At 33.7% G+C, this 15379-nt stretch carries 15 protein-coding genes and 1 pseudogene; 11 read left to right on the top strand and 5 right to left on the bottom strand.

Annotated elements, in window-relative coordinates; genetic code table 11:
• Positions 1-486 precede the first annotated feature (486 nt).
• Positions 487-620, bottom strand: a pseudogene (locus WAK64_RS19910) (IS1595 family transposase); the annotation flags it as partial.
• Between the two features lie 384 nt (positions 621-1004).
• Between WAK64_RS19910 and WAK64_RS19905 the strand changes: the two are divergent.
• The 5 genes from WAK64_RS19905 (at position 1005) to WAK64_RS19885 (ending at position 5546) form a co-directional block, all read left to right on the top strand.
• Complete coding sequence (locus WAK64_RS19905; RefSeq protein WP_336588759.1) at positions 1005-1361, top strand: hypothetical protein; 357 nt, start codon at positions 1005-1007, stop codon at positions 1359-1361.
• Between the two features lie 446 nt (positions 1362-1807).
• Positions 1808-1987 (top strand): hypothetical protein, encoded by a 180-nt coding sequence (locus WAK64_RS19900; protein ID WP_336588758.1) that lies wholly within the window; start codon positions 1808-1810, stop codon positions 1985-1987.
• 73 nt (positions 1988-2060) lie between these two features.
• Positions 2061-2516, top strand: a complete 456-nt coding sequence (locus tag WAK64_RS19895; protein ID WP_336588757.1) for a GNAT family N-acetyltransferase — start codon at positions 2061-2063, stop codon at positions 2514-2516.
• 165 nt (positions 2517-2681) lie between these two features.
• Positions 2682-2837, top strand: a complete 156-nt coding sequence (locus WAK64_RS19890) for a hypothetical protein (protein ID WP_336588756.1) — start codon at positions 2682-2684, stop codon at positions 2835-2837.
• Between the two features lie 1611 nt (positions 2838-4448).
• On the top strand, positions 4449-5546 hold the full coding sequence (locus WAK64_RS19885; RefSeq protein ID WP_336588755.1) for a GerAB/ArcD/ProY family transporter: 1098 nt from the start codon (positions 4449-4451) through the stop codon (positions 5544-5546).
• 157 nt (positions 5547-5703) lie between these two features.
• Here WAK64_RS19885 and WAK64_RS19880 read toward each other — a convergent pair whose 3' ends face one another.
• On the bottom strand, positions 5704-5958 hold the full coding sequence (locus tag WAK64_RS19880; protein ID WP_336588754.1) for a hypothetical protein: 255 nt from the start codon (positions 5956-5958) through the stop codon (positions 5704-5706).
• 280 nt (positions 5959-6238) lie between these two features.
• Positions 6239-7123 (bottom strand): GNAT family N-acetyltransferase, encoded by an 885-nt coding sequence (locus WAK64_RS19875; RefSeq protein ID WP_336588753.1) that lies wholly within the window; start codon positions 7121-7123, stop codon positions 6239-6241.
• Positions 7124-7634: 511 nt separating this feature from the next.
• Between WAK64_RS19875 and WAK64_RS19870 the strand changes: the two genes are divergently transcribed.
• From WAK64_RS19870 to WAK64_RS19845, 6 genes are all read left to right on the top strand, one after another.
• Positions 7635-8171 (top strand): histidine phosphatase family protein, encoded by a 537-nt coding sequence (locus tag WAK64_RS19870; RefSeq protein ID WP_336588752.1) that lies wholly within the window; start codon positions 7635-7637, stop codon positions 8169-8171.
• A gap of 389 nt (positions 8172-8560) precedes the next feature.
• A complete protein-coding gene (locus WAK64_RS19865; protein WP_336588777.1) occupies positions 8561-9730 on the top strand; it encodes an oxalate decarboxylase family bicupin in 1170 nt (389 codons plus the stop codon).
• A gap of 128 nt (positions 9731-9858) precedes the next feature.
• Positions 9859-9990 (top strand): hypothetical protein, encoded by a 132-nt coding sequence (locus tag WAK64_RS19860; RefSeq protein ID WP_336588751.1) that lies wholly within the window; start codon positions 9859-9861, stop codon positions 9988-9990.
• A 195-nt stretch (positions 9991-10185) separates the two neighbouring features.
• Positions 10186-10683, top strand: coding sequence for a hypothetical protein (locus tag WAK64_RS19855; protein ID WP_336588750.1), 498 nt, complete (start codon positions 10186-10188; stop codon positions 10681-10683).
• 28 nt (positions 10684-10711) lie between these two features.
• Positions 10712-12445, top strand: a complete 1734-nt coding sequence (locus WAK64_RS19850; protein ID WP_336588749.1) for an anti-sigma factor domain-containing protein — start codon at positions 10712-10714, stop codon at positions 12443-12445.
• A 579-nt stretch (positions 12446-13024) separates the two neighbouring features.
• Positions 13025-13957 carry a cation diffusion facilitator family transporter gene (locus WAK64_RS19845; RefSeq protein WP_336588748.1) on the top strand — a complete coding sequence of 311 codons (933 nt, stop codon included), beginning with the start codon at positions 13025-13027 and terminating at the stop codon, positions 13955-13957.
• A gap of 114 nt (positions 13958-14071) precedes the next feature.
• On the opposite strand, the gene WAK64_RS19840 is transcribed toward WAK64_RS19845, so the two are convergent.
• Together WAK64_RS19840 and WAK64_RS19835 are read right to left on the bottom strand one after the other, a co-directional pair.
• Complete coding sequence (locus WAK64_RS19840; RefSeq protein WP_336588747.1) at positions 14072-14374, bottom strand: hypothetical protein; 303 nt, start codon at positions 14372-14374, stop codon at positions 14072-14074.
• 192 nt (positions 14375-14566) lie between these two features.
• Positions 14567-15226 carry a hypothetical protein gene (locus tag WAK64_RS19835; protein ID WP_336588746.1) on the bottom strand — a complete coding sequence of 220 codons (660 nt, stop codon included), beginning with the start codon at positions 15224-15226 and terminating at the stop codon, positions 14567-14569.
• Positions 15227-15379: the final 153 nt, after the last annotated feature.

The raw sequence follows: 15379 nt of genomic DNA, 5'->3' as shown, positions 1-15379 counted from the left end.
AATCTAGCCTTAAAAGGGTGGAATGAAATATGGCCTATTTTTTCGCATTTTGAAAAAATAGACATTCTTCTTATAACCAATAAGCAAGTCCAACATATATTGATACAAGAGCAGAGCTTCTGATACTTGTCCGTATTGTTATCACCTCCTCGAATAAACTCTGCTCGAAAGAATAGACCCTAGGAATTTACTTCGCTTAGGGTCTTTGTGTTTGGAATAAATAATTATTTTTTGGTACGGGCTTGTGTTTTATTGTTCACCCTTTGTCCTTTTAAGGGCAAAAAATCCGTGGCCTCTTTTGATTATAGCTACATCAGAAGTGTAGCATTGGCGTGGAAAATTTTTAAAAATATTTTTATTTTAAGGCTCTTTTATTTCAATTGGAATGCATCAATACGTAGTATTGGCAATTCATTCATCCCTTCATTTCCTTCTTATTCAACTACACTACTCCGTTAGTTGAATAAGAAATAACCTAAATGTATCTTATGTTTCCGCATTTGGAATTGAATTTCCTTTAATTATTATATCGTTCATTGTAACTTCATTTGATGACGAATGCTCTCTAATACATGGAACCATGCAAGGTAATGGTTTAGGGACTTGGCTGCAACACCGTTACATTGAAAGAAATGAAGGGGATTAGTAATTTTAAAATAGCGTTAGTATTCGCACTGGAATGGCAACAATTAAGTCAGGCTCAAAAAAGCAGAATCTAGAGAAATTGACGCGAAATTATATAGATTTCTGTCCGATTAACTACTCATCATTGTGATATAGAGTCAATCTATCACGTGAGGTAGAAGCTTTTCTCGAGAAGAGATATAACCAAAAAGTAAGTCGGACTTTGATAATTATGGGGGAATCTACTATTCAGATTTCAATAAAGAAGCTCCTATTTCTAGCTATCCACTAATAAATCTACCATTAACAAGATACTTGTCTATATCAAAAAATGCTAAGAAGCATAAAATATTATATCTACTAGAAAAGGAGGTGTTACTATGACTCAATCAAAATGTAGTATAAGGGAAAACTGCGGGGTTCTTCTTAAGCCGATGGATGCGACTGGTGCTGTTTATGAATTAGGAAATGGGGATTCTAAAAAAGACTGTATTGCGACAGTAACGGCGTTTAATTTAGATGATCCTCTTAAGCCTATCATCATTGATAGTCAAACTTTTGAAATTCCACCCGGGGTTCGAATTGAACTAGAAATTAATCTCGACGGGATCCGTCACCTAACAGTTTTTGTAGAAAAAGATAATCGAAATTGTATCGGAAATCTTTTCTTTGTTGATAATGATGAGAATCCACTAGGATATGTCGTACTAGCAAGTGACTTTATTAAATTAAAATAAGTATGTTCTTATAGATGAAGAAGTCAGATGAGGTTGAGTGAACGAACCTCACTTAAAGAAGTCCCAATAAGTACCGTTTGGGACTTCTTTTTTAGCTTAGAGTAAGGGTTATTAATATACATTAGGAAGAAAAAGAAGAATAAAAAATAGTTGCCGTTTCTTACAAACCCCCAATAAGTCTATTTGATTCGGTTTCTTCTATTAAAGTTTTTTTAGGAATTATTTTCTCTCATTAGTAGCATTTTAGCATTCACAACTATAAGATATAAGAAAGTATTTGAAATAGTAGGAAATTAATGAAATAGAAAATGCAATTGGTGCGTACGTTTTTCTATTGACTTTTCATGACCTTATTCACATCGGTGAAAAGGTATAGAAGTAATCGCAATAAAGTGTTTAACACCTTTGAATCAACCATATGTTTTGATAGAAGGAGAGGATGAAAGATGAAAGATGTATTCAGAAATTCAATCTTAATTTTCATTTCTACGTTGTTTTTTCTATGGGTAGTTGCTTTGATTTTGAATGCATCAACAGATGAGGAATTAATTATGACTATTTTATTAGTGGTGTTATTACATACGTCCATTATTATAAGCTTCTTGATAAGAAGGCAAACGAAGTAAACAAGAGTATTTTTTGTTTTATCAACAACCTATTGAATAGATGTAATGATAAATAAGAAAGGTGGAAATTTTAATGGAGATTAAAATAGATGACTTAACAGGACATGACGTGATTAAACTAGTGGGAGAGCATCTACAAGGAATGGGAGTTCATTCTCCACCAGAGAGTATTCACGCACTAAATCTTGAAGAATTAAAAAAACCAGATATTACTTTTTGGAGTGTCTGGGAAGAAGAACAATTAATGGGCTGCGGTGCACTTAAAGAGCTTGATGATCAACATGGAGAGATAAAATCAATGCGGACTTCTTCATTACATTTAAGGAAAGGCGTTGCAAGAGAGCTCCTTGGATTCATCATCGCAGAAGCAAAGCGAAGAGGGTACCGAAAGTTAAGTTTGGAAACAGGGTCAATGGATGCTTTCAAACCTGCTAGGAAACTATATACAAGTTTTGGTTTTCAGTATTGTAAGCCTTTTTCTGATTACAAAGAGGACCCAAACAGCCTTTTTATGTCGTTGGATTTATAAGGTAAATAGCGATAATCATGCTTTAGGTTCGTAAAATATCTAAATTGTAAAGAGTTCCCCATTGCACACGCCTTATGTAATTTGATGAAGCTTCGTATTTTGTCAAATTAATATAATGGAAATTGTGAAGCTATGGAAAATAAGAATATTTGGAGGTTCATGTAAATGTCAGTAGTTATGATCTTTGCTACGCTTGTATTGGGTTTAATTTTGTTAACACTTGGGATTGTGATAAAGAAGAAATGGTTAAAAATAATTTCTATCATTCCCCTTACGATCTTTTTATTTCAACTTGTATTTCTCCTTGGATGGTTACTTTAATAATAGATAAGGTTAAAGTATGCTAACTTTTTCATACACCTTATCATTTTGTTATTTTTACATATTAATAAAGGAAGTAACCGTTTTATTACAAGCTTACTTTCCAATGAAAAAAAACCTACTTTTATTCATTTAACGACAGCACAAACTAGGAGACTAGTTTATATGTTGCTCATAAAGGAGCGAGGAATAATAGTAGTCAATGATTAATGTATGAATAGGTAGTCTGAAAAGTATACACGATTCATGATCAAACGAGAGTTAATGGTGTATGCCGAAAAGCGAAGATAGCATTCTATTAATTGTGTTTCTTTATTGTTGAATTCATAAACCAGATAAAGGAAGAGTAGAAGGTAGGGTTAATTTACGTAATATTAAATATGTAGGTAAAGCCATAGAACCTTCTTTATGAAGTGGCTATGGCTACACTTTTTTATTTGAGAGATAAATGGTTATATTCATTGAAGGAAGGGAATTATTCAGATCGCTTACTCCTCTTATTAATGATAAGTTTTAAAGTTAGTAGTGCTATGATTAATACAATCCATGTAACAAATATTGATAAGCAATAAGTTACAGCATGGAATTGAGTAACCATCTTGATATCCGATCTAACAAAATAGGTTTGTAATTTCTCCTTTGATTCTTCAGGTAACTCAATTCCGTGAGGAAAAACCTCTGTGAGAAAATTAAATGGAAGGCCAACATCTAAGACCACTCTACCTTGCTGATCAGAATATACATCTTTATAAAACTCTCCATCTATAACAGCCGAAAAACTTACTATTACAATACTAATCACTAATAAAAAAAATATTTTTCTTATAACTATCACCTCTAAAAACATATTATCCAAGTTGAATTATAACAAAATATACCAATAAATAGTTCTCAAAGGAAAAAATAGTAAATATTTACTGTTTCGAAAAATCATTTAGGTTTATTTTTACTAATAAAATGTATAGTATTAAACTTTGTCTATTTTGAATCACCTTAATGTTGTAATTTTAATAACTGATTCAATATCTCTATTTCGTATTCTTTTATGTGAAGTTCTCTTTTAATTCGTTCTTTTTCTCACTTTTCCTCAATCACTCTATTCATGTAGCGAGAACGATGATATTCTTCACGTTCACATTCATAGCAAACATGCTTTTTCTTCATTTTTCCGTCTGCCCAAAAAATATTAAAGCACAAAGTAATGGTGTTCCAATCCACACAATGGACATTTTTTTACATGTTTGTAGCTTTCATTCTTTCTCAATTCATATTTCTTAGAGAAATATTTTACTTTTCTGATCTCTCCTACTATTAACAGTTGAGGTAAAGAAATACCTTTCTATCCTTATCCTCTCCATATTCAAAGTCTGTTTAGCCAGTATCGGTTTTCCCTCTCAAAACAATTCCTTATGAAATATCAAAAGAATTCCTCCTTGTTCAAAATTATCTATTTAGTAACAGGATTATAACCAACCATGTCGTTTATCTAATATCATCAGATTGTCGAAACTATTAATAGTTAACGTAAAAGAAGTCAATAGGAATAATTTCTAATGAGTGGAAAATACTACAAAAAAAACGAAAAGACATTTGGATGGATAGGTGCCAATTATGCAGGAAAAGCTTCATTCTTATCAAGTATTGATGCTACTTTATATGATCCAAATTGGAGTAGGTATTTTTAGTATCCCTCGCCTTACAGCCGAAGCCTTCGGTACAAATGGTTGGAGTGGCATTCTCATTGTCTCCATCATTTTGTTTATCAATATTTTATTAATCGGATTAGTGTTTCATTTTGGAAAGGGAAGAACCATTTTTCAACTAATGAATGATGTCCTACCTAAGTTTATTTCACGTCCTCTCTATGTTTGTTTAGCATTGCTCTTTAGTGCCCTAGCCGTTATTATTGCACGTGATTTTGAACTGCTGATTTTGATGCTTTATTATCCTACAATGCCAAAGTCAGTCTTTATCCTTATCACTTTGTTTATATCGTACTGGCTTGTTCGTGGCGGAATTGTTCACATTGGTAAATTTGCGGTCATTTTTTTTTCGACAATCCTCATTGCCTTTTTATTAGGATTTCACATCCCGGAATTTGAATTTAAGCGACTATCTCCTTTCTTTTTTGAGGGGGAAAAGGATTTATTGCGGAGTGGCTTACGAGTAGCCTTTGCCTTTTTAGGATACGAGCTCTCCTTACTTTTTGTCCCATACATGGCAAAAAATCAGTCGTTAATTAAACCATTAGTTTATGCCCATCTATTACTTTCGTTTATTTACTTAGTTACATGTTTCATTGCGTTTGGCTTTTTTAGCTTTAATCAACTTTTAAACGATATGTTTCCTGTCATAACCATGCTCGAATATGTTGAGTTTCCATTTATGGAAAGGACTGAAAATTTTGTAACTCACCTTTTTATTGGAGAAATCCTCATTACAATTGTCTCGTTTTATTGGGGAGCAGATCAATTTCTTAGGCAAGCAATGCCAAACATATCCCCGCGAATTTCAATTGCAAGTTTATTACTCCTTTCATTTGGTTTCTCATTCTTTGTACAGATTGCAAGAAGTGTGGAAGAGTGGCTTTTTATACTAAGGTCAATGGAGTTGATTGTTGCGATTCTTTTACCGTTACTACTATTATTCCTGATGTGGATTATTAAGTTACGTCATAAAGATAAAGTGGTGAAACCTGGTCAGGGTTGATTTTAGAGGAATAGTTATCAACTGGAAAGATATGTTTGAACTACTTCCTTCGTAAAAAGAATCATTTTTAAATCTTAATACATTTTCGCTAACAAAAAGAATCCATTTTGAAAATGATCATCAAAATGGATTCTTTTTAAAACGATTACTTTTCTCATTAGCTTAAGACTTGAAATAGTGCGTAGATAGCTATAATTTCAATACTTAATCCTAATAAAAATAAAAGTATCCTTCTTATGATAGACGGGGATAGTTTATAAATTAATATTAGAAACAAGTCAAAATAGTCCGCTGGTATATCGGGTCCAATATCTTCAATATCTTTATTTTTACCAAAAATAGCCATCCATAAAAAGAATAAGCCTAAACATAATAATAAAATTAAGAATATAATGATCCCCATGATCCCCATCTTTGTATCCTCATTCCTCATTGTAACGATGTTTCTTAAATAAAATATAATAAAAATGAGTTCAAATTTCACTTAGTAAATAAACCCACATTTAGCATTAACTTAGGCTCTTCATACACTGCAAATCATTCTTCTTTATGCCCGGGTGCAAAAAGAAAAGAGCTTTTCTATTACAGAAAAGCTCCAGTTATGGAGTAAAGACTATTTTTCTTATATTTCTATTATTTGTTTACTTATAATCGTCATGTTAATCAACTCTAGCGCTGTATTAGAATAATTCTTAAGCTTTAGAAGTAAGAGGGTGCTTAATGCTTGATGGAAACTGATTATTATGACTAGGTTTAACGAATAGTACATCATCTCCGGCGAAATTATCACATTTAGTATTAATCTCATTAAAATTAGGGGTGTAGTGAAACACTATGTTTAGATCACTTCCATTAGTAATCTTATTAATTATTTTATGAATCTGAACATCATTTTTGCTGATAATATCATATATATCTATTTTATTACCTTTTTGCTCATAAATGATAATGATGTCTTCATCTTTCAAATAATAAATATGATCATTAAAGACATATATACAATAAAACATCAGGAGTCCTTGAGCATTAATTGTACTAAAATAATTTGAAGTTGGTACTCTCTCAGAAGCAAAACGAGATATAAAGTTTAGGTCATCAGGATTTTTCCCATCAAGCTTCTGAATATCATGTTGTGAAATGGTTTGAGTTGAAGAAGACTGCATGGAATATTGGTACTCATTAACCGTTTCAAATCCAAACTTAGGATAGAATTCTAGAACATCTTGATTGGCAAATAAATAAAAAAAATCACATTTATCTTCATACTCTTGTAAGACCTTGTTCATTAAGCTAGTTGAAAGACCTTGATTTCGGTAATGAGGATGCGTCATAACAGTACCTATTTGTATTACATTCTTTACCTCACCTTGTACCACCATATCCAGAATATTGACTGAAACATTTGCAATCACTTTATCTTCTTCAACATAAGAAAATGGAATGTAACGGTCGTTCCAGAACCCTTTTTGATACCATTCTTCAAAATTAATCCCAAAAATTTGTGTAGCTAAATCATTAAAGCTATGTCTTAGTGTCGGATTCTTCTTAAAATCTTTAATAAAAGTTAAGCTTTTCATATAAAATTCCTACATCCTTCAATAAAATTATTTTGAAAATTATCTTTTTATAAAATTATCTTAACGAATGGATGCTTCATATTCTACCTAATAATTACTTATAAATTAATCTTTAGAAAAAACGACCTTACTCAAAGCAGAGTAATGGCAGTATATAGGTAATATTCTTCTATTTCTTTCATCTGACTTTCTTTTCGTACCATTTTTAAATTTCCAAGGTGACCTTTCTACCGTTGTTAGAAAATCCAGTATAAAATTAGAATGATAATTGATTAGTGTAGGATTGATAAATTGATGAAACAGAGTGAAATTCAAAAGGTATTTGAGCCAATCGTATCAACGGAGTAAAACGAGCAAGTAGTATAGTCTTTAGTGAAGGGAAGCGGCGTTAATTGTAACAATGAGGTCCCAATTTGGTAGCGGTTCATTTTCATAAATTAAAAGGGAAGCTTTCTATTTTAGTTGAATAAGAACAGTATACAATTTTTAGAGGAAAGGAAATGAATCATTTATGAAAGTTGGACTAATTCGTCATTTCAAAGTGACGAGAGGGTACCCAAGTAAAATGGTTACGTCTGATGAATTAATGAGTTGGGTTACCGAATATGACGAATCGGATGTTGAGGAAATAGAGGTGAACTTATGTAATATTCAATGGGAAAAATGTTTCTCTAGCGATTTATCGAGAGCTAAAGCGACAGCAGAGAAGTGTTTCGATGGAACTATCGTCTATGTTGATGAATTACGAGAGATTTCTCTTTCACCTATCTTTCAGTCAAAAATTAAACTCCCTCTATTTGTTCATTTATTCTGTATAAGGTTGGCATGGCTCTTGAACCATAAGTCACAACTAGAAAAAAAGAGTGAGGTGTTAAATCGATTGAACAAAGCTTTGGATATAGCCTTACATTCAAAGGATAACGTACTTATTGTTAGTCATGGAGGCACTATGTTTTATTTAAGGAGGGAGTTACGAAAGAGAGGCTTTAAGGGACCAAAATTTAATCGACCTAGAAATGGCGTTGTTTATCTATTTGGAGATGATTAAAGAGGGTCAAAGAATTTTAAGCTTTGTGTAACAATATCTTAAGGTGGCCTTTATAGAAGTTAGAGAGAAGCAGTAGCGACGTACCCTCAAAAAGATGTTTTATATATTGAACATCTATTATTTTTCACTACATAACAAAATTCCTTTTCAATGAAGTGTTTTTTACTTATATAGGCCGTCAAAACCTCTCATTTATCTCATGATGATGCTCGTTGTCGCCATTTACTCTTACCGGTTTTCTTATTGTGAAAACACTCCTTACTTAATATCTATAAAAGAGCTCATGATTTCTTTCACTTGGCATATACTCCGGGGTACAGAATAAATTGGAGGTAAAGGAACGACGAAGGAAAGGAGTTATCCATGTGAAGAAACGAGAGAAAAAACAGATGGAGATACCGCAACCAATAAGAGAAGACGGAGCTGGTTTTGTAGATCTTGGTCCACGTGACGTCATGCGAGACAAGGAAAATCCAGATATGCTAGTCCCTCCTATGACAGATGCTGGAACAATCCCAAATTTGAAGTTTTCTTTTTCTGACACGTATATGAACTTAGATAAGGGAGGCTGGTCTAGGCAAATCACGGAAAGAGAGCTTCCCATTGCGACACAGCTTGCGGGTGTAAACATGTCGCTAACGGAAGGAGGGGTTCGTGAACTTCATTGGCACAAGGAGTCGGAATGGGCTTATATGATTTGGGGGCATGCTCGCATCACAGCAGTGGATCAAAAGGGTAGAAACTTTATAGCAGACGTTGGCCCGGGTGATTTATGGTATTTTCCTTCAGGCATTCCACATTCAATTCAAGGATTGAAAGGGGGCTGTGAGTTTTTACTCGTTTTTGATGACGGGAGCTTTTCTGACCTTGACACATTTTCGGTCTCAGATTGGTTTGCACATACTCCAAAAGAGGTACTTTCTGCAAACTTTGGTGTCCCGATAAGTTCTTTAGCAGGTATCCCGAAAAAACAGCGCTATATTTATCAATCCACGGTTCCTGGATCTATAGAAAGTGATCGCGTGCTCTCCCCAAATGGAACCGTGCCGTTAACCTTTACTCATCGATTACTTGCACAAAAGCCAATTGAATCTAGTGGAGGAACAGTAAGAATTGTAGATTCTACTACCTTTAAAGTATCCAAAACGACAGCGGCAGCGTTAGTGGAAGTGAAGCCAGGTGGAATTCGTGAAATGCATTGGCATCCAAATGCTGATGAATGGCAATATTATTTAACGGGAAAGGCACGAATGTCTGTGTTTGCATCCAATGGTACTTCTCGAACATTTAATTATCGTGCAGGAGATGTCGGATATGTACCTAGAGTGTTTGGGCATTACATTCAAAACATTGGTACAGAAACACTGTGGTTTTTGGCTATTTTTAGAACAGATCAATATATGGATATTTCACTTAATCAATGGTTGGCGTTAACTCCCCATGAGCTCGTACAGCAAAATTTAAACGCATCTCAAGAATTAATGAAATCCTTACAAAAGCAGTACTCCCCTGTTAATAAATTCCTAGGATTTTCAACTTATCCAAAGACAAATGGCTAGGGTGTTGACCCTTACCAATCAAAAAGAAAAGGTATAGCTCTTTTAGTTCATAGCTTTAATATCATTCGTTTGAATTTGTTATTTAGTCTTTGAAGGATAATAGTAACTAATTATACAGGAGAAGTAGGATGAACTGGAGGTATATGGATCATGGATTTCTCATCTTTATGGAAGTGTTTAAGGAACTTAACATTCAAAAAGATTGGCTATTGAAGGACCTTCTATCTCCTTTTTCTTCTCAACGTTCCTTCTTAGTTTAAAGCAATTTTAGGAAAGGTAGCTATCTATCATGCGTAGTGAAGAAAAAAATAAATAAAAATTTGTGTATTTTAGAAATATTTCCTTTTTCATAGCGGGGAAATAGTAGTAATATAGGAATACACTAATAAATAAAATGTTACAATACCCAAAAAAACTGTAACATGTTCGTAATATTTAGAGTAGAGGTAATGATTATGTTTAAACATCTTAGAAATAAAGGCACACCAACCTCCTTTTTAATGGATTACATAAAAGTTAATGCGAAAAATCTTAAACGTCCTTCTTTTAACGATGCTCCAAATAAAAAAGGAGAAAGAGTGGGAAGTTTAACTGAGGTTGAAGGTTCAATGAAACGAGATAAAGCAAAACAGGCTCCAGAAAAAAGAAGGGAAGAAATAGCGGAGTACAGCAAAGCTCTTAAAAAATTTGGACTAACTTTCGCAGATGTGGTTGCCTCTTCGCCGAAACATCAACATTCACGTGAAAAAATGAAAGAAATTGCTGTGACGATTATAGATGATCTAGAGATTAAAAATAAGCTTATGAAAACAGGTAAATTACCTCCTAAAGAGTTAATGGAGAAAACCGATATTAAAAAGGGAAAGTTTGAAAGGAATGGTAAATATATCATTGCGGTAGTTCTATTGCTAGAAGGGGATTACCCTCACTTACAAAACTATTTTATGAACTAACTCAAGAGATGATAAGAGGAGTCGCATCATGAATAAAGGTATAGTATTAGAGAAACACAAAAACTATTTAATTATCTTAAATTCATCAGGAGTATTTGTTAAAGCAGAACGATTAGATTGTCAAATAGGAGAAGAAATTACCTATACTGAACTGAAGCAGAAGAAAGTACGAAGTTTTTTACGTACATACCAAAAGGTCGCAATAGTTGTCGCAACAATCACCTTATTGTTTAACCTCTCCAATCCTTTTCAGAATGGACATGCATCTGCATATGTTTCTCTTGATATGAATTTTAGTGCAGAGTTTATAATGAATGATGAGGGTCAAATTATTGACATAGTATCATATAACGACAAAGCTGACCCAATCTTAAAAGAATTAAGTGATTGGAAATATAAAGAATTTGATGAAGTATTTCCTCAATTAATGAAAATTGCTCAAGATGAAGGGGTAATAAATTCTTCCCAAGAAATCTTAGTGGCAATGACTTTTGAAGATAAGGAAATCAAGAATTTACTACAAAATAAAATATATTCAACTGTTACCTCTACTAATTCAGAGAGAAAAGGGAAAATTTATGTTGTAAACGTACCTAAAGAAGTAAGAGTAGATGCTCAAAAAGAAGGCGTCTCCCTAGGGAAATACATGATTTCTCAAATAAGCTCTTTTGATGAAGATGTTTTAACTGTTGACGAAATTAAGTCAAAATCGATAAATGAATTAGATGAAAATATTGAGAAGTTAAGCTTTTTAATAGAGAATGAAATTACTGAAGAAGATTATAAAGTTATCAAATCACTATACAAAAAAAGGATGAATAACAATTCGGGAAATCGTGATACTGCTGTCAATGAGATAGATTTTGAACAAGTCGTTTTACAACACACCAAAATGAAAAATAGAGAGAATGGGAACAAAGATGAGACTTGGACAAAAGAGACTGACGCTCACGTTAATGATCAAATTCAAGAATATGATCGTCCTAAAAAAAGAGATAGAGATTCAACAGAGGCATTATCACCATTTAGCCTGATAGAAGGGCAAGATCGATTAGATACAGTGCAATCACAAGACCCAATAAAAAAACCTGATCGGGAATATCCAGTAGTAAAACCTGAACCGGAATACCCAGTTAAAGAGCCGAAGCCAGAAGAACCGGTAGAAGAGCCGGTAGAAGAGCCGAAGCCACAAGAACCAGTAGAAGAGCCGAAGCCACAAGAACCGGTAGAAGAGCCGAAACCAGAAGAACCAGTAGAAGAGCCGAAGCCAGAAGAACCGGTAGAAGAGCCGAAGCCAGAAGAACCGGTAGAAGAGCCGAAGCCAGAAGAACCAGTAGAAGAGCCGAAGCCGGAAGAACCGGTAGAAGAGCCGAAGCCAGAAGAGCCGGTAGAAGAGCCGAAGCCAGAAGAACCGGTAGAAGAGCCGAAGCCAGAAGAGCCGGTAGAAGAGCCGAAGCCAGAAGAGCCGGTAGAAGAGCCGAAGCCAGAAGAACCAGTAGAAGAGCCGAAGCCAGAAGAACCGGTAGAAGAGCCGAAGCCAGAAGAACCGGTAGAAGAGCCGAAGCCGGAAGAACCGGTAGAAGAGCCAAAACTAAGCACTCTCGAAGAGGTAATAAAGGATCTAATCAATAAAATAATAAAGAATGACATTTCAATCGGCGATATATACGATTTTATCGTTCGTCAGCTTTCGAATAGTGATTTTATTTGGGAAATCTACCTTAAAGTAAGTAACTTTTTTTGGGAATTAAGAAATGATTAGTCCTATTGAAATTTATAGGAAATGTCGTTTTATATTTTAAGGTGATTACTAACTAATAGTCTAATAGTATAACGTATTCATTTTTAATAATAAAACCACAATGAAATCACTTTCATTGTGGTTTTATGCGATTTTTTATTATTTTCAATGGAGAAAACTTGATTCATTCTTTTTAAATAGTGGATGTTAAGGTTTAATAACGAAGGTATACAAATAAGTATACATGTTAACCTGCTAGCTTTGTAACATCCATTTAGAGTTACGAAGCTTAGTTAAAGGGGAGACTAGAAAGATACTTACCTTAATAGAAGTTTAAATGGATTTCATGGGAAGCTGGCATTTAGTCAATGTTTCAGTTTTTTGAAATGACTAAAGACGCGTAAAGTAGCTGCACGCCGTTCATTTGTTGAGGAATTCCTTTCAACCATCCTAATAATTAAAAAATTGAAAGAAACCATTTAAATGTTTATATGAATATATGTTCATATATGTTATATTTGAAATATACATTCATAAATAAGGGTTTAGCATTCAATTTTATAGTGCCAAAGAGAAAAAATAGGTAAAGGGGGAATGAATATGGGGCATCAGCATGGACATGAGCATTCGCATCATGGTCACCATCATCATTTCGAAGAAACAAGAGAGGGAAATAAAAAAGGATTAATTATTGCTTTATTTATTACTACGGGGATAATGCTAGTAGAGTTTTTCGGGGGACTTATAACGAATAGTTTGGCGCTATTATCCGATTCTGGCCATATGTTAAGTGATGCAAGCTCGTTATTTTTAAGCCTAGTAGCCATTTGGTTTGCGGCACGTCCTCCATCAGCTAATAAAACGTATGGATTTTATCGCTTTGAGATTTTAGCAGCCCTTTTTAATGGAGCAACTCTCTTTGTGATTGCTGGTTTTATTGTATGGGAAGCATATGACCGATTAATAAACCCACCAACGGTAGCGAGTGGCTCAATGATCTTAATTGCGTCTGTCGGATTAGTAGCAAATGTAGTGAGTGCCTGGACATTGATGAGAAAAGGGGATGTCAAAAATAACGTTAATTTACGAAGCTCCTATTTACACGTTATTGGAGATGCATTAGGATCCATCGGGGCAATTATAGCCGGAATCGTAATGTTAGTATTCTCATGGTATATTGCAGATCCGATTATCTCAGTACTTGTTGCTTTATTAATTTTAAAAAGTGCTTGGGGTGTTATTAAAAGCTCTGTTCATATATTAATGGAGGGAACACCCATTACAATTGACCAAAATAAAGTGAAAACAGTCTTGCTGGAAATTGAAGGAGTAAAGGATGTCCACGACCTACACATTTGGACGATTACATCTGGATTAGACACTTTAACGTGTCATATGGTAATTGAAGATGATCTTGATAGCCAAAAAATATTACAGTTAGCTATAAATAAAATAAATAGTGAGTTTAAAATTGAACACACAACGATTCAAATAGAGCATTCTTCTATAGATCATAGTGACTTAAAAATATAAAGAGAGATCTACCCAGTCGCCACGGACTGGGTATTTTTTTGCTTAAATGGACTGTCATGAGTATCTGATTATTTCCTATTACATTATATAAATTTATATTATTGCTAAAATATTTTATTGTAGTAGCCAATTCTTAACTTGTTCTTCAAAGTCTGATTCTTTCCAAGCAATTATAGCCTTTGTTTCACCAAATTTCTTTATTTGGTTCTGAAAAAACATATCACCAATAAAATAGCCTAGTCTGCTATATCCAAATTTTTTCCCACCATTTATTGAAAACCACTCCCGAAATACTTCAATTGGTGTGACAGTAGAGACATCCTTCGTAAACTCAGTTTTGATATTTTCCCAATTAGATTCAGCAAATGAAAGCATCATTAAAATGAGAGTAACGTTTTTGCATTTATATTTTAACATAAGTTGTAAAAACCTAATTGAACTATAAAAAAATAGCAACGCCATCAGCGTTACTATTTTAATGGGCAGATATTTATGGTGAGAAACTTAGTTTTTCCCTCGATAACGGAATCTCTTTCGTTTTGGCCCTAGTTTTCTCAATCATACAAGTGAGGCATACCTTATCGAGAGGAAGCCATATCATTCTCCCCATTACTTTTTACTATTTTTAATAAAGTATAACATTACTCCCAATACTCCTAAGAGAACAATAGGATTAATTAGACTCAATAAACCTATAATATTCGTATTTTCCTCAAGCGTAACAGAGGAGATTATCCCAAATGCAACTCCAGCGATTGCTAGCACACCTGAAAAACAACACAAACCTTGACATTTTTTTAGTGATATCACAATGACAAGAATTGCAACGATTAAAACGACAAGGAAAAGGATAGTTAATAAAAAGAGGAGTACCTCATTAATATCATTGCTAAGTTGACCAATATTTGAAAGAATTAAACCAATCCCCAATCCTATTCCTGTGAAAGCAATCCCTCCACCTAAACAACAAAATTCTTTTTTCTTAATCGTAGCTAGCAACGTAAAAATGGACACAAAAGCTGTAATCAAAATTAAAATAATTACTGATATGACAGTAAACATTTGTTGAAACACATCGCTAGTTTGTTGAATAGCAGTCCAAGCAAGAAACCCTAAAGCAGCAGATAGAAGACCAAGTGCTAACCCACCGCCTAAACAACAAATACGATTATCCTTTGCAAAGGATAGGATCAAAGTGATTGCAGCAATGATGACAGCAATCACTAAAACAATAAGCAGGGCTGTAAATTGCATTTCTTCAAAATTCACATTCTTACCTCCTTTTTAATACACTTTATGAAAAAGGGAGTAAAATCATAACTAATTGGAAGGTTAGTAGGTTGAAAAAAATAAGCATTCTCGAAATGGTGCTTAATTCACGTTATTTACATAGACCATCTGGATTACTTGTATCCCATTTAT

This window comes from Bacillus spongiae (assembly GCF_037120725.1).
GTDB classification, from domain to species: domain Bacteria; phylum Bacillota; class Bacilli; order Bacillales; family Bacillaceae_K; genus Bacillus_CI; species Bacillus_CI spongiae.
The sequence above is the reverse complement of the archived record's forward strand: the minus strand, read 5'-3'. Positions and strand labels throughout refer to the sequence as shown.